This window comes from Bradyrhizobium sp. USDA 3397, from assembly GCF_054060965.1.
The window spans coordinates 1,898,100-1,914,736 of record NZ_JBSSDS010000001.1; the positions used below are offsets into that span (position 1 = coordinate 1,898,100).

Annotated in this window: 21 protein-coding genes, 1 tRNA gene and 1 pseudogene; 10 read left to right on the plus strand and 13 right to left on the minus strand. The window is 65.1% G+C overall.

The window, feature by feature from the left end; genetic code table 11:
- Positions 1-156: 156 nt before the first annotated feature.
- Positions 157-675: a hypothetical protein gene (locus ACVWYQ_RS08970; protein WP_404540225.1), complete on the minus strand. Its 519-nt coding sequence runs from the start codon at positions 673-675 to the stop codon at positions 157-159.
- Positions 676-716: 41 nt separating this feature from the next.
- Positions 717-1,200, minus strand: a pseudogene (locus tag ACVWYQ_RS08975) (hypothetical protein).
- 282 nt (positions 1,201-1,482) lie between these two features.
- Here ACVWYQ_RS08975 and ACVWYQ_RS08980 point away from each other — a divergent pair.
- The gene (locus ACVWYQ_RS08980) at positions 1,483-1,977 is read left to right on the plus strand and encodes a hypothetical protein (protein WP_271544621.1); all 495 of its coding nucleotides are present in this window, start codon (positions 1,483-1,485) and stop codon (positions 1,975-1,977) included.
- A 171-nt stretch (positions 1,978-2,148) separates the two neighbouring features.
- Positions 2,149-2,223 (plus strand) — tRNA-Thr (locus ACVWYQ_RS08985).
- Here the strand turns inward: ACVWYQ_RS08985 and ACVWYQ_RS08990 are convergent.
- Positions 2,211-2,930, minus strand: coding sequence for a class I SAM-dependent methyltransferase (locus ACVWYQ_RS08990; RefSeq protein ID WP_404540221.1), 720 nt, complete (start codon positions 2,928-2,930; stop codon positions 2,211-2,213). The two genes, ACVWYQ_RS08985 and ACVWYQ_RS08990, sit on opposite strands and share 13 nt — an antisense overlap.
- A 315-nt stretch (positions 2,931-3,245) precedes the next feature.
- Between ACVWYQ_RS08990 and ACVWYQ_RS08995 the strand changes: the two genes are divergently transcribed.
- Positions 3,246-3,449 carry a hypothetical protein gene (locus tag ACVWYQ_RS08995; protein WP_157280605.1) on the plus strand — a complete coding sequence of 68 codons (204 nt, stop codon included), beginning with the start codon at positions 3,246-3,248 and terminating at the stop codon, positions 3,447-3,449.
- 3 nt (positions 3,450-3,452) lie between these two features.
- On the opposite strand, the gene ACVWYQ_RS09000 is transcribed toward ACVWYQ_RS08995, so the two are convergent.
- Complete coding sequence (locus tag ACVWYQ_RS09000; RefSeq protein WP_404540218.1) at positions 3,453-3,617, minus strand: hypothetical protein; 165 nt, start codon at positions 3,615-3,617, stop codon at positions 3,453-3,455.
- 99 nt (positions 3,618-3,716) lie between these two features.
- Here ACVWYQ_RS09000 and ACVWYQ_RS09005 point away from each other — a divergent pair, with 99 nt between their 5' ends.
- Both ACVWYQ_RS09005 and ACVWYQ_RS09010 read left to right on the plus strand, forming a co-directional pair.
- Positions 3,717-4,088 carry a hypothetical protein gene (locus tag ACVWYQ_RS09005; RefSeq protein WP_404540215.1) on the plus strand — a complete coding sequence of 124 codons (372 nt, stop codon included), beginning with the start codon at positions 3,717-3,719 and terminating at the stop codon, positions 4,086-4,088.
- A 313-nt stretch (positions 4,089-4,401) separates the two neighbouring features.
- On the plus strand, positions 4,402-4,656 hold the full coding sequence (locus ACVWYQ_RS09010; protein WP_036027710.1) for a hypothetical protein: 255 nt from the start codon (positions 4,402-4,404) through the stop codon (positions 4,654-4,656).
- A gap of 27 nt (positions 4,657-4,683) precedes the next feature.
- Here ACVWYQ_RS09010 and ACVWYQ_RS09015 read toward each other — a convergent pair whose 3' ends face one another.
- The 4 genes from ACVWYQ_RS09015 to ACVWYQ_RS09030 all read right to left on the minus strand — a co-directional run bounded on the left by ACVWYQ_RS09015 (position 4,684) and on the right by ACVWYQ_RS09030 (position 7,220).
- The gene (locus ACVWYQ_RS09015) at positions 4,684-4,926 is read right to left on the minus strand and encodes a DUF6719 family protein (RefSeq protein WP_157280607.1); all 243 of its coding nucleotides are present in this window, start codon (positions 4,924-4,926) and stop codon (positions 4,684-4,686) included.
- 281 nt (positions 4,927-5,207) lie between these two features.
- A complete protein-coding gene (locus tag ACVWYQ_RS09020; RefSeq protein WP_036010580.1) occupies positions 5,208-5,912 on the minus strand; it encodes an outer membrane protein in 705 nt (234 codons plus the stop codon).
- 262 nt (positions 5,913-6,174) lie between these two features.
- Positions 6,175-6,570, minus strand: a complete 396-nt coding sequence (locus tag ACVWYQ_RS09025) for a hypothetical protein (RefSeq protein ID WP_271545094.1) — start codon at positions 6,568-6,570, stop codon at positions 6,175-6,177.
- 230 nt (positions 6,571-6,800) lie between these two features.
- Positions 6,801-7,220 carry a His-rich protein BRANT gene (locus ACVWYQ_RS09030; RefSeq protein ID WP_404540211.1) on the minus strand — a complete coding sequence of 140 codons (420 nt, stop codon included), beginning with the start codon at positions 7,218-7,220 and terminating at the stop codon, positions 6,801-6,803.
- 250 nt (positions 7,221-7,470) lie between these two features.
- On the opposite strand from ACVWYQ_RS09030, the gene ACVWYQ_RS09035 reads away from it, so the two are divergent.
- The gene (locus ACVWYQ_RS09035) at positions 7,471-8,013 is read left to right on the plus strand and encodes a tetratricopeptide repeat protein (protein ID WP_157280611.1); all 543 of its coding nucleotides are present in this window, start codon (positions 7,471-7,473) and stop codon (positions 8,011-8,013) included.
- A 122-nt stretch (positions 8,014-8,135) separates the two neighbouring features.
- Entirely contained in the window at positions 8,136-9,524 is a 1,389-nt protein-coding gene (locus ACVWYQ_RS09040; RefSeq protein ID WP_404540207.1) for a serine hydrolase domain-containing protein, read from the plus strand.
- Here ACVWYQ_RS09040 and ACVWYQ_RS09045 read toward each other — a convergent pair.
- A complete protein-coding gene (locus ACVWYQ_RS09045; protein WP_404540204.1) occupies positions 9,511-11,076 on the minus strand; it encodes a S10 family peptidase in 1,566 nt (521 codons plus the stop codon). The genes ACVWYQ_RS09040 and ACVWYQ_RS09045 overlap by 14 nt on opposite strands.
- 252 nt (positions 11,077-11,328) lie before the next feature.
- On the opposite strand from ACVWYQ_RS09045, the gene ACVWYQ_RS09050 reads away from it, so the two are divergent.
- The 3 genes from ACVWYQ_RS09050 (at position 11,329) to ACVWYQ_RS09060 (ending at position 13,353) form a co-directional block, all read left to right on the plus strand.
- Complete coding sequence (locus ACVWYQ_RS09050) at positions 11,329-12,108, plus strand: NAD kinase (protein ID WP_036010536.1); 780 nt, start codon at positions 11,329-11,331, stop codon at positions 12,106-12,108.
- 92 nt (positions 12,109-12,200) lie between these two features.
- Positions 12,201-12,746 (plus strand): response regulator, encoded by a 546-nt coding sequence (locus ACVWYQ_RS09055; RefSeq protein WP_011088265.1) that lies wholly within the window; start codon positions 12,201-12,203, stop codon positions 12,744-12,746.
- A gap of 28 nt (positions 12,747-12,774) precedes the next feature.
- On the plus strand, positions 12,775-13,353 hold the full coding sequence (locus tag ACVWYQ_RS09060; RefSeq protein ID WP_271544643.1) for an Hpt domain-containing protein: 579 nt from the start codon (positions 12,775-12,777) through the stop codon (positions 13,351-13,353).
- A gap of 138 nt (positions 13,354-13,491) precedes the next feature.
- On the opposite strand, the gene ACVWYQ_RS09065 is transcribed toward ACVWYQ_RS09060, so the two are convergent.
- From ACVWYQ_RS09065 to hisI, 4 genes are all read right to left on the minus strand, one after another.
- Entirely contained in the window at positions 13,492-14,667 is a 1,176-nt protein-coding gene (locus tag ACVWYQ_RS09065; RefSeq protein WP_275511197.1) for a DUF2336 domain-containing protein, read from the minus strand.
- Positions 14,668-14,678: 11 nt separating this feature from the next.
- Positions 14,679-14,891: a hypothetical protein gene (locus ACVWYQ_RS09070; RefSeq protein WP_275511198.1), complete on the minus strand. Its 213-nt coding sequence runs from the start codon at positions 14,889-14,891 to the stop codon at positions 14,679-14,681.
- Between the two features lie 62 nt (positions 14,892-14,953).
- On the minus strand, positions 14,954-15,973 hold the full coding sequence (locus ACVWYQ_RS09075; RefSeq protein ID WP_404540198.1) for a transglycosylase SLT domain-containing protein: 1,020 nt from the start codon (positions 15,971-15,973) through the stop codon (positions 14,954-14,956).
- 236 nt (positions 15,974-16,209) lie between these two features.
- On the minus strand, positions 16,210-16,632 hold the full coding sequence (gene hisI, locus ACVWYQ_RS09080) for a phosphoribosyl-AMP cyclohydrolase (protein ID WP_271544651.1): 423 nt from the start codon (positions 16,630-16,632) through the stop codon (positions 16,210-16,212).
- Positions 16,633-16,637 lie beyond the last annotated feature (5 nt).

Genomic DNA, 16,637 nt, shown 5'->3' on the forward strand with positions numbered 1-16,637 from the left:
GAGCTAATGAGCGATGCTCGCTCATCGCGGGCACATTGCGCTTCAAGTCCTTGATTTCACAGTTGCCGGCTACTGTGCATGGGGTTGTTTTGAAGAAAAGCAAAACGCCCGTCCGCATCACGCGAACGGGCGTCTCTTCACGTAACGGATCAGAGATCAGTAGTAGCGGCGCAGCACGCGGTGACCGCCGTAATAGTACGGCGCGGCGCGGCGGGCGTAGCCGTAGCGGGGGCCGTAGTGCACGCGCGGCAGATAGCCGTAGCGCGGGCCGTAGCCGTAGCGATAGGGACGGAAGTACGGGCGGCGATAGGGATAAGCGGCCGGCGGCGCGACCGCAGCGGCACGATAGCCATAGCCATAGCCATAGCCGTAATTGGCAGGCGCGACGACCGCGTCCTCGCGATAGGTCGGATACGGCGCGAAGGCGCCCGGACCGGTATAGGTCGGACCCTGGTTGACGTAGTAATACTGCGTGGTCGGCTCGGCGAGACGCTCATAGGCACCGTAGCCGTAGCCGTAGCCGTAGCCGTAACCATATCCGCCGCATCCGGTGTTGCAGCCGGTATAGACCGGCGCCACCGGCGCGCATGTGGTGAAGCCGCAGGCCGCGGCAGGCGCGGTGGCGGCGAACATCACGGCAGTTGCCGCGACCAGTCCCGAAATCATCTGACGCATTACTCTCTCCTGTTGATTTCCGTTTTTGGTTTTCACGTTTCTCAACCCGGCGGCCTGCCGGGTATCTCTGTGCGCGGCCGCGGCCGAGGCGGCCGAGGACGGTCGTTGATCTCGGGCGCGTAGATCACCGGCGGCGGATCGACGGGCGGATCCATCTGCGCCGGCAGCGGCGCGGACGAGGCGCCCCAGCTCTGGTGGTAGCTCTCGGCGGGCTTGGGCAATTTGCGGTTCGCCGGCGGCTCGACCTCGAGCCGCGCCGTAGCCCGGCCGCAGGCCCAGCGTCGGATAATAATGGCCGACGTCGTCGGGCTGCCGCTCGGCGATATAGCGTCCGCCATAGATCGTGGGCTGCACCTGCTGGCCCTTGCCGAGGCCCCAGGTGCCCTCGACGACGGCATAGGACGCATCGATGTTGTTGATGATTACAGGCACGCCGGGACGGCCAGGAACGACGATCTCGAAACCGCCGGCCAACGCCGTCGCAGGCAGTCCGATCAGAAAGGCGGCGAGCGCCACGGCACGCATGAGGAGACCCCGGTTATCCGGGCGCAACCTAACCGATCGCGACGCAGAGAGAGTTAAGGCCTGCTCACCAAATTCCGGTAAGCCTAACGTGCAAGGATTGCGCGCCGCTCAAATGCTGCACGGCGAGCTAGCGAAGCGTTAACGGCGCGGAACCGCGCGACTGGAACAACGCATCTGCTCACATCGGTTTGACGGCTCGCATCCGAAAAATCCCAAGGTTGCATCGGAACGTCCTGCGCCGTCAGCGTTTAGCTCCTGTCCACAAAATGGGAGCGAACAACCATGACCATCAAGCTTCTCGGGGCCACGGCGATCGCAGCGACCATGCTGGCAGGCTCTGCCATGGCGCAGACCGTCGTCACCAATCAGGGCCGCTGCTCGGCGCAATTCCCAAACGCCAATTGCCAGACCTTCGGACCGGGACAGGCCACCACAGAGAGCGGTTATCGCCATCGCCGCGCGGCCTATCGCCAGACCAACCGCGACTGGAATAACGACTGGAACAGGAGCCCCACCGGCTTCTGGCCAACCGACGTTGCGGCGGGCGCCGTCGGGACGGCGGCCGGCGTCGCGGGCGCCGCGATCGGCACCGCCGGCGCGATTGCCACCGCACCATTCCGCGGCTGGGACAATTCCTACGCCTACGACAATTCGTGGGACCGCGGCTGGGACAATCGTAACTGGGACAGGCGCACCTATGCCCAGCGCAACGGCTTCGTCTGTACGCCCGGCACCTGGTTCAAGGGCGCGGACGGCCGCCGGCAGCTCTGCCAGTAAGCCGGCTTGAGCCGAACGCAACACATCGGGCGGCCCGCGCGGCCGCCCGATTCACGTGCTGCGACGGCGACCTCCCGGTTCTGGCACTTTCCGATCAAGTCTGGTATTGCGGCGCGCACGGGTGGACGGCCCCGGCGCGAGCCGAGCTCTGCCCCTGCCTCTTGAGGCATCGCCGGCTTAGCTCAGCGGTAGAGCAGCGGTTTTGTAAACCGAAGGTCGGGGGTTCAATCCCCTCAGCCGGCACCAGCTTCTGACGCGCAACTGTTCTCCGGCAATCCATCCGTCCGCCAGAGGCCGAGGCTCTTGTCGCGCCAGCCGCCATTGCCCTCCTCGCAACGCTCGTTGATCAGCGCCTGCGGTGCCGGCCAGTGAAACGGTGCCTTCTCCATGTTGAGCGCGCGCCAGTCGCCATCCTCGCAATCGTGATTGTCTTGCCACTCCGGAAAGGTCGTGACGAGCAGGAAGCGCGCGCCGCTCATCCGAAATTGCGCGAGCGCGCGATAGATGTTCGCAAAGCTCAGATGCACCAGGCAATCCCGGCAGAGAATGACGTCGGCGTGCGGCAGCGCATCGCGCGTGATGTCGGCAACGAGAAACCGACCGGACAAACCGTCGGCTGCGACACGCCGGCGGTTTGCCTCGATCAGCGACGGTACGATGTCGATGCCGGTGTAATCGATATCGAGCTTGAGCCGGCCGATCCAACCTGCATCGCCGCAGGGCGCATCGAGCAGCGAGCGCGCGCCGAGCCGTTGCAGCAATGCAGGCAGCGCCTCCTGGATCGCGGCTGTGGCGACATCCTCCGAGCCGAGGCCGGACACCGAAGTGGCCGCGCCCCAGAGGTTGGTCCGCTCGATCCGCGCGAACCGCGCGGCGAGATCGAGCCCTGAGAAATTGTCACGGTCGGCAAGGAAGCGTTCGTGCGCAAGCACGGGGGGACGATCGGCGGTCATTGGGCGAGCCTTTTGCAGCGCGGGTACACTATACAATCCGGCCGAACTGTTCCAAATTGGCAGCGAACCTACGCACGTCATTCGTCTCGTCGAGACCATGCGCTCCACCACGCCCAAAGAGCAGGCCAAGATCGTCGCCGGCGCGGTGACGGCCGTCGTCACGACGGCCATGCTGTTCGTGCTTGCGCTCGGCCTTGTGCTGTCGCACTAGGCGCGATCTAAAGCCCCCGTTTTCGCATCGAGAAACGCCGGCCCGGAACCGGCTCCCGCGTCAGCCGTTGTCGGCGCATGCGGATCCAGGAAGAAAATCGAAACATGATTCTGCTGGCGACGGTGACGCTGTGCTGTAGCGCCGTGGCTGGGACGTTGGCGCTGTTCGAGCCGGCGCCGGGGCGGGCGCCCGATAAGCTGGTCGCCGATCGAGCCGTGATCGACCCCACTCCGCGCACGCCAGCTCAGATCCCGGTTCGGGTGGTCGGCGCGCCGTTCGAGCCCAACGTCAAGCCACGCGAGCGATAGCGCTCACCTCGGCGAGGCCTTGGCGCCCTCCTCGGGCCGGCCGTGGACACGCGCCAATTCCTCGACAAACGCGATCACCTCCGCCCGCTTGCCGGGCGGCAGCGTCAGGAACGCGCGGATGAGCCTCAGGCCCTCCGCCTCGTTCGGTCTTTCTTTCGATGCATCCATCTGCCCAGTTTCGGACTACCGGGAAAAATATGCAACCCTTGCAAACAGCCTTGATTCGAAGCAGCCGCTTTGCTGGAATACGCGCGGCTGAGGTGGATCATGAAATGGATCAGAGAGCGCGACGCACTGATCGCGCAGACACTGGCCTTCGTCCAATCGGTGACCGGCAGGAAGGATGACGTCCTTCAGCCGGAGGCGCCCGCATCTGGCCCGGCCGTCGCGATGGAGATCGCCACCGTGGAGGCGGTCACCGTCGAGATCGAACCGCCGCAAGCCCCCCTTCCGCCGCGGCCCGCGCCTCTGCCGCCGCGGACGAGCGGCGATTTCCGCGCCGAGATGCAGGCCCGCATCGCCAATTTCCGCAAGCACCAGGAGCGCTTCGAGCGCGAACGTGAGGAATATTGTGCGGCGACCCTGACCAAATTGCGTGCCGCCATCCGCGACGCTTCAGGTCCACCGGCCGAAAAATAAGGCTGGGCCACGGGCCTACAGCCAGGACCCTACAACCACGACCAGACCAGCCAGAGATTGGCCGCGCAGGCGCCGAACAGCGCCAGCGTGAGCGGCAGGAGCATGTGCCCGCAGGATGTGTTCAGGTCGCTCGTCATGGCGGAAAACATCCGCTGATTCCGGCCGAAGAGTCCCAGAGATTCTTTTTTCCGGGATTCAGGACTCGTTAAGGACTCAAGGGCCGTCCCCGACGATCACGGGCGCGTGATCGGGCGGGTGGCCGGAACCCCTCCCCCCGTAAGCTCGTTAACGGGCATTCCTGGAGTCGGGATGCATGCCCTACGCCCTCTTCTGCAATGACGCCCAAATCAGCAAGGCCTATCCGAGCGAGGCCGACGTCTGGAAGCTCGCCGAGCGGAGTGGTCTCGTGGTGGACGTCACGGCGGACGACGAGCGGCCGGGACCGCGCCGGGTGCTCGACAATGATTACAAGATCGAGCCGTGCCAGGCGGCCCAAGGCGAGGACCCCGCCAAGAACAAGGCGGAGGCCGATCGGCAGTCCAGAATGGAGCTCGAGCTGAATTCCTGAGCTCCGGCACGGAGCCGGAGCGAAAGCTCAGGGGGTGGCCGCCACAAGCGAGGCCTGCTCGCCCGGCATAGTCACGCAGGCCTTGCGGCGGTGCAGCCCGCGGATGGCGCCGGTGACCTTCATGACCTTGCCCGACGGACATGAAGCGTCCTTCACGAAGGCGACCTCGTAAGGTGCCAACATCAGAGGCTCGGATCTGAGGATTGTCTGTGCAGAGCACGGCAAGCAGCCGAAGCACGAGAGCACCACTGCCGACACCAAGATACGCATGTCCGTCGTCCCACCTGCCCGGTAATTGTCATATAACGCGTTCCGGAGCGCGAGTTCCGTAAACCGCAAAAATTATTTTTGCTTTACGCCAGCCCCATGACGCGCGTGAGAAGGCGCGCGCCAGCATCGTTTGCAAGCAAATGACGCGCCAGATGGTTCACGGAATGGAAAGACGGCGCCGGAGGCGGGAGGCCGGCAAACGAAAGGCCGGCGGAGCCGGCCTTTGTCAGGTCTTGGATGTTCAGGTCTTGGATCTTCAGGTCTTGGGTCGGCGCTGACCGTCAGTACCGCGAGGCGGCCGGGCCGCCCCAGCCGAAGCGATAGTTCACCCCGGCCTTGACGGTATGCTCGTCCTCCCGGCCACGAACGCCGACGATGTCAGCTGGGCCGGAGGTGAAGGTGGTGCTGCCGAAATTGTAATATTGATACTCGGCCTTGGCCGACCAGTTCGGCGCGAACATGTATTCGAGGCCGGCGCCGACCGTATAGCCGTCCTTGTTGTTGCCGGTGGTGGTGAAGGCCTGCGGCACCCCGGCGATGTTCACGCCAAGGCCGTTATTCCGCCAGGCATAACCGCCCTTGGCGTAAAGCAGCGTCGGTCCCCAGGTGTAACCGATGCGACCGGTCACCGACCCGATCTGGTCGGTGTTGGATGTCACCTGCGTGCCCAGCGGGAAGATGGCGCCATTGTTGTTGGTCGGCAGCCAGGAATACTGGGCCTCGATACCCACCACCCAGTTGGGCGCGAACTGGTAGTCGAAGCCGCCCTGCACGCCGCCCAGGAAACGCGCGTCGCTCGACTGGAAGCTGTTGTCGCCGGCAAACGCGCCGCCGAGATGGCCGCCGATATAGAAACCGGTCCAGTTATAGATCACCTGCGGCGGCGTGACCGGAGCCTTGGTGTAGGCGCGCGGCTGCATGTCGGCCGCTGCGGCCGGCGCAACCAGCGCCAGCAGAGCTGCTGCACCCAGCAAGATCGACTTCATGATCATCCCCGTTCTTTCATTTACGACACTCGGGAAACAACGTGGCGTGAATTGGGTTGCTTCGCGGCAATGCCGGAACGTTGATCGTTCGTGACTGTGACGGCGTGGCAACAACACGAATTTGTTCCGTCAATTCGGCTGCGCAAGGCCGCCGCCACGATTTGTCGCAAGTCGAAACCACCCCGTTCAAAGCTCGCCGAAATGTGATCCCGCGGCTCCGGCTCCTTCTGTCTAACACCGGGCGATGAAGGCTGCCTTTGCGCTACCGCGTCATCTTTTCCAGTTCCGGAAACGGTGCGTAAACCGCACCGGCGCAGAGATCGCTGGTCTGGTCGACCACGCGGTCCGCCCGGCCGTTGACGAAGATCACGGCCCGTTCGCGCATGCCCTTGTAGCTCCCATCCGTCTCGCGCGGGGTGAAGTGCAGGCAGCTCACATAGAACTGCCGGCCGCCGACCTCGCGCTGCACCGGCTCGGCCATGGCGGCATTGCGCACGCCGACCGGATTGTTGAGATAGGCCCGCATCAACGCCACCGTGTCGCTCCGGAAATTGTCGGGAAACGGCTGCGGCCCGCCGGCCTGGGTCCCGCCCATGAAAGTCGGACGGTCACTGTCGCTGCCGAAACACGCCGCAAGCACCAGCGGCAACGCCAGGATCACCGCACATCTCGCCAATCGCCCCACAGGCCCCGCTCTCCGCTCGAACAGATCAGGAGACGTTCTAGCCCCAAGCCTGGATGAAGGGAATTCGCTTGCAGCGCTTAAAACAGCGCACCGGCCAGCCGCCGACATCTCGGGCTTCCGCCCGAGGTGTGGCAACGGGCCAGGCCTGACGTCCGCGCGCGGCGGCGGGCAATGCCAGGGATGCCGCCGCGCGCGATCAGTCGTCAGTTGCGCTTGTCAGACGTCGCGGGCTTGGTCACATCCGGCTGCGCCTTCTGCGACTCCTTGGCCGTGACCTGCTTGTCGTGATGGCGATGCTTGCTCACGCTCTTGTGCTGGTCGGTGGTGACCGCGGCATTGGCGTCCATTGCCTTCGACTTGCCATCCACCTTGGCGTCCGTCTTGACATCGGAAGCCTTCGCGTCCGTCGTCTTCACGTCCGTCTTGGCGTCCGTCTTGGCGTCGGTCTTGGCGTCGGCCTTGACGCCGGCTTCCGGTTTTGCGGCAGTGGTCGCCGCCTTGGTCTGGCTCTGGTCGGCCTTGATCACCGGCGCGGCTGTGGTGGTCTTGCCGGCCTCGGCGGCGAACGCCGGGGCTGCGATCACGGAGGTTGCGAGCAAGGCTGCAGAAATGGTCTTCAACATGGTGGTCTCCTCTTGGAAGATCATCCAGGCGGCGCCCTCTCGCCCGCCCATCGATCGTGGGGAGGAGCCTAGGCGCGGGGCACTGAACCCAGTCTGAAGCCCTCAGCGGGCTTCCGTTCATCTCGATGACACGTTTGTCATCCACGGCCGGGCGAATAGATCGTGCGACGCGGGAATGTTTTTGCCCGAGAGGTGTTCCGGTCTTCGGGCAATCGTGTAGGATCGCCACGTTCCATACCGGAGAACTTAGATGCGCAAACTCTCAATGCTCGTTGTGCCGGGACTCGTCGCCGTGACGCTGGCGGCCGCGCCGGTGCTGTCAAGCGCGTACGCCGCGGGCGGCGACGACCCTTCGTCGCCGCCGAAATCGGACACCTCGACCAAGAAGGGCAAGAAGAAGAGCTCTTCCGTCAGCGACCCCAAGTTCCTCGCGGCCTACCGCACCGCCTATGCCGCGATCTACGACAAGCACGATTACAGGGGCGCGATCGACCAGCTGAAATCGCTCAAGCGCAACGACGTCGCCGACGTCGCCAACCTGATCGGCTACTCCTATCGCAAGCTCGGCGACTACCAGTCGTCGAAGGCCTATTATGAGCTGGCGCTGAAGGACGATCCGAACCACGTCCGCACCTGGCAATATTACGGCCTCTGGCAGCTCGAGCAGGGCAACCGCGAGCAGGCGCAATACCACCTCGACAAGATCGCCTCGCTCGCCGGCACCGGCAGCTCGGAATATCGCTCGCTGGCCGAAGCGCTCGACAAGCCGACCGGCGCGACGCTCGTCTACTGAAGGCACCTACTGAAGGCATCGCATCTTCGAACGACGCGAACGGGCACAACCTTTCAGGTTGTGCCCGTTCTGCTTTCTCGGCTAGCCTTTCGCACCGACCTCCCTCGCAAACCGGTAGCGCAATGGACACGTGGCTGCGATCCGCGATCGACTACATCGGCTCCTGGATCGAATACCAGCTGACGACGATCCAGCAGCCGGGCGTCATCGTGGCTTTCGCTCATCGCGGCGAGGTCGTCGCCGAGCATGCGTTCGGCCTCGCCAATCTCGACACCGGCGAGAAGCTCACCCCGCGCCATCGCTTCCGCATCGCCTCGCACTCCAAGAGCTTCACCTCGGCCGGCATCATGAAGCTGCGCGAGCAGGGCAAGCTCCGGCTCGACGACCATGTCGGCCGATATGTCGGCGGCCTCGATCCGCGCGTCGCCGAGACGACCATCGCGCAAGTGCTGTCGCACAGCGCGGGGCTGACGCGCGACGGCGCCGATTCCGGCCAGTTCATCGACAGCCGCCCCTATCTCGATGCCAAGGAGCTGCTTGAAGAATTGAAGCTGCCGACCGCGATCGACCCCGGCACACGCTTCAAATATTCCAATCACGGCTTTGGCCTGCTCGGCCTCGTGATCGAGGCTGTTGCGAAGGAGCCCTACTCCGTCTGGATCAAGCGCGAGATCATTGCGCCGGCCGGCCTGCGCGAGACCGAGCCGGACGCACCGCTTCCCAAGGGCGCAGCCTTCGCGCGCGGCCACACGCGAAGAGTGCCGTTTGGCGAGCGCTGCGTGATCCCCGGCGACAATCCCGCTCATGCGATGGCATCTGCCGCAGGCTTCGTCGCCACCTCCGCCGACACCGCCCGCTTCTTCGCGCAGCTGGCGCCCAACGCGAAGAAGAGCGTGCTGTCGGTCGCGAGCCGCCGTGAGATGACACGAAATCATTGGCGCATCCCGCAGAGCGTCGAGACCTATTACGGCTTGGGGGTCAATGCCGGCAAGACCGACGGCTGGGACTGGTTCGGCCATGGCGGCGGTTTCCAGGGCTATATCTCGCGGACCTGCTCCATTCCCGCTTGCGAGCTTGCAATCAGCATCCTCAGCAACTCGATCGACGGCGCGGCGCCGTTCTGGATGGACGGCGCGATGCAGATCCTGCGCGTCTTCCAGACCCGCGGCGCCCCCGACCGGCGCGTGCGCGACTGGACCGGGCGCTGGTGGACGATCTGGGGCGCGACCGATCTGGTCCCCGCCGGCAACCGCGTGCTCGTCGCCAACCCGCAGTTCAACAACCCGTTCATGGATGCCGCCGAAATCGAAGTGACCGGCCGCGACACCGGCAAGCTCGCCTGGGCTGCCGGCTATTCCAGCCACGGCGAGCCGGTGCGCCGGATCCGTGACAAGCGCGGCAAGATCAGCGACATCTGGATTGCCGGCGCGAACGTGAAGCCAAAAAAAGTCGTCGCACGCGAGATCGCGCGCCGGTATCCGCCGCGCAAGCGCCGGCCTACTCCCGAATGAGCGCCTCGACCTCGCTTCGGAACGCCTGCCGCGATCCGTCGCGCGAATAGAACATGTGGCCGCCGGGATAGACCACGAACTTCACGCGCTGCGTCACGAAGGCCGGCAGTTGGTCGAGCACCCGCCTCGTTGCGAAATAGGGCGTGGCGAGATCGAACAGGCCGTGCGTGACCAGCACGTTCAGCTTCGCATCGGTGGCGAGGATCTGGCGCAGATCGGAGACCGATTGCGGCGGGTTGATGCCGCGGCCGAAATCCCATTGACCTTCGACGGCACCGTTCAGGACTTCATATGAGCCGCCGGGCCGCCAGTTAAGCTTGCGCGAGAGCACGTCGACCGCGGCGCTCGTCAGCGGTGCCTGGAGCGCATCGCCGGAGGGATCGCCGAAGCGCGAGCTGCTCGAATCCGGATAGGGATCGAAGCCGCGCACCGAGGCATCGTAGCGTCCGGTCACCTTGCCGTTCTTGCGGTCGAATTCGCGGCGGAATTCACCGACGTCGAAGCGGCCGGCGAGGCGGCGGCTCACCGCCTGGTCGATGCCGGTGAGTTCGGCGACCTTGTCGGCCAGACGCGTCGTTGCCTCCTTGTCCGCCTCGCCCCTGACGAGGTCGGTCAGGAATTCGCCGCGCGCGTAAGCCTCGACGTCGGCGAGGTCGGCGCGCTTGACTGAACGTTTGGCTTCGCGCGCCACTGCCACGTAGCTCGGCAGCGTCGCGACATATTGCAGGAGGCTCGTGCCGGTGAACTCGCGGAAATCCAAGAGCGGCGAGACCAGGATCAAGCCCCTGACGCCGACGCCGTGCTGGAGCTGCAACTGGCGCAAGACCTTGGGGCCGCGAATGCCGCCATAGCTTTCGCCGGCGACGTATTTCGGCGACGTCAGCCGCTCGTGCTTTTCGAGCCAGCGGCGGATCACGAGCGCGATCGAGTTGGCGTCACCATCGACGGAGTAGAACGATTTGCGGGCATCCTCGCCGCTCGCCACGAAGCGGCTGTAGCCGGTGCTGACGGGGTCGATGAAGACGAGATCGGTGAAGTCGAGCCAGGTCTCCGCGTTCGGCTTCACCTCGGGCGAGGCCGACGGCGACAGGGCCTCGCCATCGAGCGGCAACCGCCACGGCCCGGCCGCGCCGAACTGAAGCCAGGCGGAGGACGCACCGGGCCCGCCGTTGAACAGGAACGTCACCGGACGCGTGGCGCGCTCGGCACCGTCGAGCTGGTAGGACGTATAGGCGATGTCGGCCAACGGCTCGCCTTTGCCATCGAACACGCGGATCGACCCGGCGGTGGCCGTGAAGTTGAGGGTCCGGCCGGGCAGATCGAGCGTCTGCTTGGTGGTCGAATCCGGCGGCAGACGGTGCGGCTCGGCCGCGGACGACGACGTCTGCGGCGCGCCTTGCGCGCCACCGCCGCGGCCCCCCTTCTGTCCGGCCGGCGCGGCCGCCTCGGAGCGCGGCTGCGGTTCATCCGCATACGCAAAGCCAGCGAACGCGAAAGCCGACACCGCCAACACCAGGCCCGCGCGGCGGAGCGCCGGCAAAGTCGTGACCATGATCGTCCTCCGTGTCCGGCCGTGATCGCCGGGACTCAGAAAGGTAGCGCCAAATTGCGACGGTTTGGGGAATCATTGGCAGTGCGAACCCTGAAGCGGCCGGCCGGGTTCAAATTGCCCGGTTCTGTGCTTAAGTCCGGTTGGACCGTCCCCGTTAGCTTTGGTGGGCGGTCATCCTCGACAATACGGGCCTACCTCGTATAGACGAACCCGGCGGAACCTTCCTCGACCCAGCGGCCCTGCCGAGAAGCCATGACCAAGCCTGCGCGATACGACCGGATCGCCTTCGTCGCCAGCCCGAGCAACGAGGCGCAAGCCGCCTTTGGCCAGCTGACCAGGGACTATGGCAATTGCGATCCCGATGAGGCCGACGTGGTCGTCGCACTCGGCGGCGATGGGCTGATGCTGCAGACGCTGCACCACCATATGCGCACGGGAAAGCCGATCTACGGCATGCACCGCGGCACGGTCGGCTTCCTGATGAACGAGTACTCGACGCATGATCTGCGCCAACGGCTCGAGACGGCGCATGAATCCGAGATCAATCCGCTCCTGATGCGCGCGACCGACGTCAACGACCGCGTTCACCTGCACCACGCCATCAACGAGGTCTACCTGTTCCGCCAGACCTCCCAGGCGGCGCGCTTGCGGATCCTGATCGACGAGCGCGAACGCATGCCGGAGCTGATCGCCGATGGCATTATCGTCGCGACGCCGGCAGGTTCGACGGCCTATAACCTCTCCGCCCAAGGACCCATCCTCCCAATCAACGCCGCCCTGCTGGCATTGACGCCAATCAGCGCCTTCCGGCCGCGGCGCTGGCGCGGCGCCCTCCTGCCCAATACCGCCTATGTCGTCATCGAGGTGCTGGAAGACGACAAGCGCCCCGTCGCCGCGGTCGCCGACCACGAGGAGGTGCGCAGGGTCCGGCGCGTCGAGGTGCTTTCGGACAAGAGCATCTCGATGCGGATGCTGTTCGATCCCGGCCACAGCCTGGAAGAGCGTATCTTGCGGGAGCAGTTCGGCTACTGAGCGTCCTGCCGCCCCACCCCTGGCCGCAACCCTTCGTTAACTCCCGGCACGATATGGTTAACGAAGGTTGACCCGCTTTTGGCCCGGGCGTCATGTTCCGTATCGACTTCAACAAGCTGCGCTTCCTTGTCTGCGACGACAATCCGCACATGCGCCGCATCCTGCGGACGCTGCTGCATTCGTTCGGCGCGCGCGAGGTCTATGAGGCCGAGGACGGCGCCACGGCGCTCGAAATGTACAGCCATTACGTGCCCGACATCGTCATCACCGACTGGGCCATGCCGATCTTCGACGGGCTTGAGCTCGCGCAGATGATCCGGCAGCCGGAATCCAAGGGCAATCCCTACGCACCGATCATCATGCTGACCGGACATTCGGAGAAACGTCGCGTCACGGTCGCGCGCGATGCCGGCGTCACCGAATTTCTGGCCAAGCCGATCTCGGCCAAGGGGCTCTATCAGCGCATCCTCAACGTCGTCGCTAATCCCCGCCCCTTCATCAAGACCAAGACCTATTTCGGCCCCGACCGGCGCCGCAACACCAACTCCGCCTATATGGGCCCGGAGCGACGCGTCGGCGAAAAGCACGAGGTGCTGCAGCAGCCCTCGCTGCTCGACAAGGCCCGCTCCACCATCTAGCGCAACCGCTTCAGACGAGGCAGGCATCATGGCGAAGAACAGCGCAAAGGACATCGAGGTCAAGGCCTTCGCCACGCACCAAGTCATCACGCAGCCCAATCCGCTGCGCAAGGTCCTGCGCCGCGTCGAAGAAAAAGACCTGGACGACCCGGTCGGCCGCGCCGAGCAGGCGCTCGCGCGCCTCTCCGGCGAGTTCAAGGACTGGATGGCGATCGAGGTCCAGCGACTGTCCGCCGCCTGGACTGCCGTGCAGAGGGACGGCTTCACGAAGAAACTGCGCGACGAGCTGTTTCACGCCGCGCATGACATCAAGGGCGATGCGGCGACATTCGGCTTTCCTTCAGCCGCAGGCATCGCCGAAAGCCTGTGCCGCGTCATCGAGCACGCGCCTGACCTGGAAAAGGTGCCGGCCGAGCTGTTCACGCACCACATCAACGCCATTCTCGCCATCGTGCACGAGAACACCAGGCTGGACAGGATCAGCGTCTCGGCCGAGCTCAGCCGCCGCCTGCGCAAGGTCGCCGACGATTATCTTGCCCACGTCAACCGCGACCGCCCCGAGCATCTCGAGGTGATCCTGGCACCGAGCATCGCACCGGCGGAATAAGGCCGAACTCTCTCCTCTCGTCATTGCGAGCGCAGCGAAGCAATCCAGACTGCCCCCGCGGAGGGATTCTGGATTGCTTCGCTGCGCTCGCAATGACGGAGCCTGTCTCTTCCGGCCCGCCTTATCGCGAGCTTCGAACTACGCCGCAATCAGATCGTCATAAACCGGATCGACCACATCATCCGCGACAATCTCGTCGCAGAACAGCCGTGCCTCTTCGCGCGCGGATTCGGTGGCGAAGCGGCGCAGCAGGACCATCAGCGGCTCGGTGGCGCCGCGATCGGACTCGCAATGGGTGAGCACGCGCTCGACCATGCGCCGGCGCAGCCGCACCGCGCCGTCGTCGCTATCGACGAAGCCCTGCTCGTGGCAGGCATCGAGCGCGACCTGGAACGCCGCAAATGTCGCCTCCGGAAGCCCGGCGCGACGGAGCAGCGCGTGCACGCTGTTGCCGCCGCGCTCGTGCAGCAGCGCCGAGACGCGCGCGAGCGGCAGATCGGCGAGCTCGGCGAGTGCCGCATCGAACAAGCCCAGATTGCCGGACAGTAGTGCACGCAGGATCAGGCCCGCGGTCAGCTGGCCGGTGACGCGCAAATGCCGGACCAGGCCCTGCATGTCATCGCCGCGCGAGCGCGCCGCGATGTTCATGGTGGAGCGGTCGCGCGCCTCGATGGTGATGCGGTCGGCGCGGTCGGCGCTCAGCCAGTTCCGCGCCACGACGAATTGCGCCAGCGTCTCGGAGAGCTTTGCCACCAGCGCAGCACGCGTTGCGGCCGGCAGATCCTCCAGCACCAGCATCGCCTCGCGGATCGCGGCGAGATGACCGTGACGCTCGACGATCCGGTCCCAGGAGAACGGGGCGAGCTCGGCATGGGGATTCTCGATCAGCTCCAGCGCGGCAGCTGCGCAGCCGACTTCGGCGATCGCGGCGCACACCGACACCGGCAATGCGATGCGGCGGGCGACTGCGCATTGCACCTCCTCGCCGCCGGTCGCGACGATGTCGACGAGATCGGCGTCGATCAAGAGCGGGGAATGTTCGAGCACCGGCAGCGCGACCGTCGGCTGATCGGCCGACAGCGCCCGCACGATTGCGGCCGGTGCATCGAGGCTGCGGGCAAAAGCTTCGGCCATCGCCTGCCGCACCAGCGGCGAGGCATCGTCGAGCAGCATCAGAAGCGCGCCTTCGGCGGCGATGCGATCGTCTGCAGAAAGGTCGGAGATCAGCCAGGCCCGGGCCAGCGCCCGTGTTGCCTCGGCCCGCTCGCCTGCGGGTGCCGTCCTGATCCAATGAATGAACTGCCGAACAATCATGCTGCTTCGGGCTACACAACAAACGAAAATGATGACGGCTCGTCACCTGCAACACAAAATAAACCACGACGCTTAACAAAGCGTTCACCATAACCGGCTGGTTTCATTGATGATTTGTTAAGGGAACAAAGCCGCTTGGCAGGAGTGCCCCGGACGCAGCGCAACACGCAAGTGATGCGCTGCTGAGCCGGAGCCCAGATGGTCGAGAGCAGTTTTTGTTGCATGGCTCCCGGCTCTGCGCAGCAGCGCTTGCGCGCCGCAGCGCGTCCGGGACACGAGATCTCGGCTAGCTCGAGAACGTGCCGCTGCGATCACTGAAGAGATCGAGCGGTTGCGGCGGCCGCACGTCGGGCGTTGCCGATGCGACCGAGGTGAGCGAGGCACTGTTGCCCCATAGTTTCTGCACCGTGGTCGAGACCGGCTGCGTGGCATCGCCGGGTTGATAGATCGAACGAAACACCGGCGTGCCCGTCGCATTGTCCGCGACATGTGTCGACGAACTCGCGCTGACGGGCGTCACTGTGCGGGCATTCGGGAAGGTCTGGAGATAGGCGGCGTTGTCCACGACAGGCGCAGTGGGCACCACTGCATTGGCACTCGCGACCTGCGTGGTCGAAGGCGTGGCGCCATACATCGCCATCGCGCTGCGGGTTACCTTTGAATTGGCCGCACTGGCATAGCGGCTGTCCAGGACCGAATAGACCTCGGAGACGCTGCGGGCGCGGCCGTCCTTGGCGTAGAAGATCGGGCGGTTGGCCGCCGCCGCGTTGGGAAACAGCCGCGCGCCGACGGCTTGCGGATTGTCCTCGGCATTGGCGATCAATTTCGCCGCGCCGCGGACGCCCATGAAATGGGCCATGTAGAGTTCGCTGTCGCTCGGCCTGCGCCCGAGCAGGCCGGTGAGCTTGAAGCTGTTCGACTGCGTCAGCGCCGCGGCCATGGCGGAAGCGGCTTCGGGATCGTCGCGCAGCTTCATGATCGACCGCTTCTTGACGGGATCGTCGACGGTGTAGGTCCCCGATGACGTCCTGGTGATGGCGTCGGCGTAGCTGCCGTAGCCGAGCTGGGCACCCGCTTCCTTCACCGTGCCGAGCCAGGTCTGGTCGATGAACTGGTAGAGCCCCTGCGCGGACGAGGTGGTGGCGGCGGCCGTCGGATTGAAGTCCGATTCCATCTTGGCCGTGGTCAGCATGTACTGGAAGCTGACGCCGGAGACGTTCGAGGCCTGCTTGATCGCACCGGCGACACGCGCCCGCGACGGATCAAGGCCGGCCGTCTGCGTGGCACTGAAACTGTCGATCGACATGGTGGAGGGCCCGCCCCGCGCGGCGCTGAGCGACGCCGGCAATTCGGCGCCCGTCGTCTCACCGTGGGACAGGTATGGTTAAGGAGGGGTTAATCCCGCCGCCCTGGTCATTCCGGGGCATCGCGAAGCGATGAGCCCGGAATCCATTGAGCTGCCCGTGACGCATTGCGATGGATTCTCAGGTGCGCAATTGCGCACCATAGCTCGCGCTGCGCGCGCCCCGGAATGACAGAGGACTACTTCTTGTAAACGTTGTCGGGATCGAACAGCCGGTCCGCCTCAGTGAAGACCAATCTCGCTCCCCCACCCTCGGCCTCGACCTTGCGGTAGAAGCACGACCGCCGGCCGGTATGGCAGGCCGCGCCGATCTGCTCGACGCGGATCCAGACCGCATCCTGATCGCAATCGGTGCGCATCTCGACCACGCGCTGGGTTTGACCCGACGTCTCACCTTTTCGCCACAAGGCATTGCGCGAGCGGCTGAAGTACCAGGCTTCGCCGGTCGCAATCGTCTTGCGCAACGCCTCTTCGTTCATGTGCGCGACCATGAGCACGTCACCGGTAGCGACGTCGGTGGCGACGACCGTCACGAGGCCAGCGGCATCAAATCTGGGCAGGAAGGCGAGGCCCTCCTCGATCTCATGGGAATGAGCGGACACAGCAA

What these genes read in the sequence shown, in the direction of transcription:
- ACVWYQ_RS08970 (WP_404540225.1), bottom strand. Translation starts at nt 675, where the DNA reads ATGCGTCAGATGATTTCGGGACTGGTCGCGGCAACTGCCGTGATGTTC.
- ACVWYQ_RS08980 (WP_271544621.1), top strand. Translation starts at nt 1,483, where the DNA reads ATGACCATCAAGCTTCTCGGGGCCACGGCGATCGCAGCGACCATGCTG.
- ACVWYQ_RS08990 (WP_404540221.1), bottom strand. Translation starts at nt 2,930, where the DNA reads ATGACCGCCGATCGTCCCCCCGTGCTTGCGCACGAACGCTTCCTTGCC.
- ACVWYQ_RS08995 (WP_157280605.1), top strand. Translation starts at nt 3,246, where the DNA reads ATGATTCTGCTGGCGACGGTGACGCTGTGCTGTAGCGCCGTGGCTGGG.
- ACVWYQ_RS09000 (WP_404540218.1), bottom strand. Translation starts at nt 3,617, where the DNA reads ATGGATGCATCGAAAGAAAGACCGAACGAGGCGGAGGGCCTGAGGCTC.
- ACVWYQ_RS09005 (WP_404540215.1), top strand. Translation starts at nt 3,717, where the DNA reads ATGAAATGGATCAGAGAGCGCGACGCACTGATCGCGCAGACACTGGCC.
- ACVWYQ_RS09010 (WP_036027710.1), top strand. Translation starts at nt 4,402, where the DNA reads ATGCCCTACGCCCTCTTCTGCAATGACGCCCAAATCAGCAAGGCCTAT.
- ACVWYQ_RS09015 (WP_157280607.1), bottom strand. Translation starts at nt 4,926, where the DNA reads ATGCGTATCTTGGTGTCGGCAGTGGTGCTCTCGTGCTTCGGCTGCTTG.
- ACVWYQ_RS09020 (WP_036010580.1), bottom strand. Translation starts at nt 5,912, where the DNA reads ATGAAGTCGATCTTGCTGGGTGCAGCAGCTCTGCTGGCGCTGGTTGCG.
- ACVWYQ_RS09030 (WP_404540211.1), bottom strand. Translation starts at nt 7,220, where the DNA reads ATGTTGAAGACCATTTCTGCAGCCTTGCTCGCAACCTCCGTGATCGCA.
- ACVWYQ_RS09035 (WP_157280611.1), top strand. Translation starts at nt 7,471, where the DNA reads ATGCGCAAACTCTCAATGCTCGTTGTGCCGGGACTCGTCGCCGTGACG.
- ACVWYQ_RS09040 (WP_404540207.1), top strand. Translation starts at nt 8,136, where the DNA reads ATGGACACGTGGCTGCGATCCGCGATCGACTACATCGGCTCCTGGATC.
- ACVWYQ_RS09045 (WP_404540204.1), bottom strand. Translation starts at nt 11,076, where the DNA reads ATGGTCACGACTTTGCCGGCGCTCCGCCGCGCGGGCCTGGTGTTGGCG.
- ACVWYQ_RS09050 (WP_036010536.1), top strand. Translation starts at nt 11,329, where the DNA reads ATGACCAAGCCTGCGCGATACGACCGGATCGCCTTCGTCGCCAGCCCG.
- ACVWYQ_RS09055 (WP_011088265.1), top strand. Translation starts at nt 12,201, where the DNA reads ATGTTCCGTATCGACTTCAACAAGCTGCGCTTCCTTGTCTGCGACGAC.
- ACVWYQ_RS09060 (WP_271544643.1), top strand. Translation starts at nt 12,775, where the DNA reads ATGGCGAAGAACAGCGCAAAGGACATCGAGGTCAAGGCCTTCGCCACG.
- ACVWYQ_RS09065 (WP_275511197.1), bottom strand. Translation starts at nt 14,667, where the DNA reads ATGATTGTTCGGCAGTTCATTCATTGGATCAGGACGGCACCCGCAGGC.
- ACVWYQ_RS09070 (WP_275511198.1), bottom strand. Translation starts at nt 14,891, where the DNA reads ATGCAACAAAAACTGCTCTCGACCATCTGGGCTCCGGCTCAGCAGCGC.
- ACVWYQ_RS09075 (WP_404540198.1), bottom strand. Translation starts at nt 15,973, where the DNA reads ATGTCGATCGACAGTTTCAGTGCCACGCAGACGGCCGGCCTTGATCCG.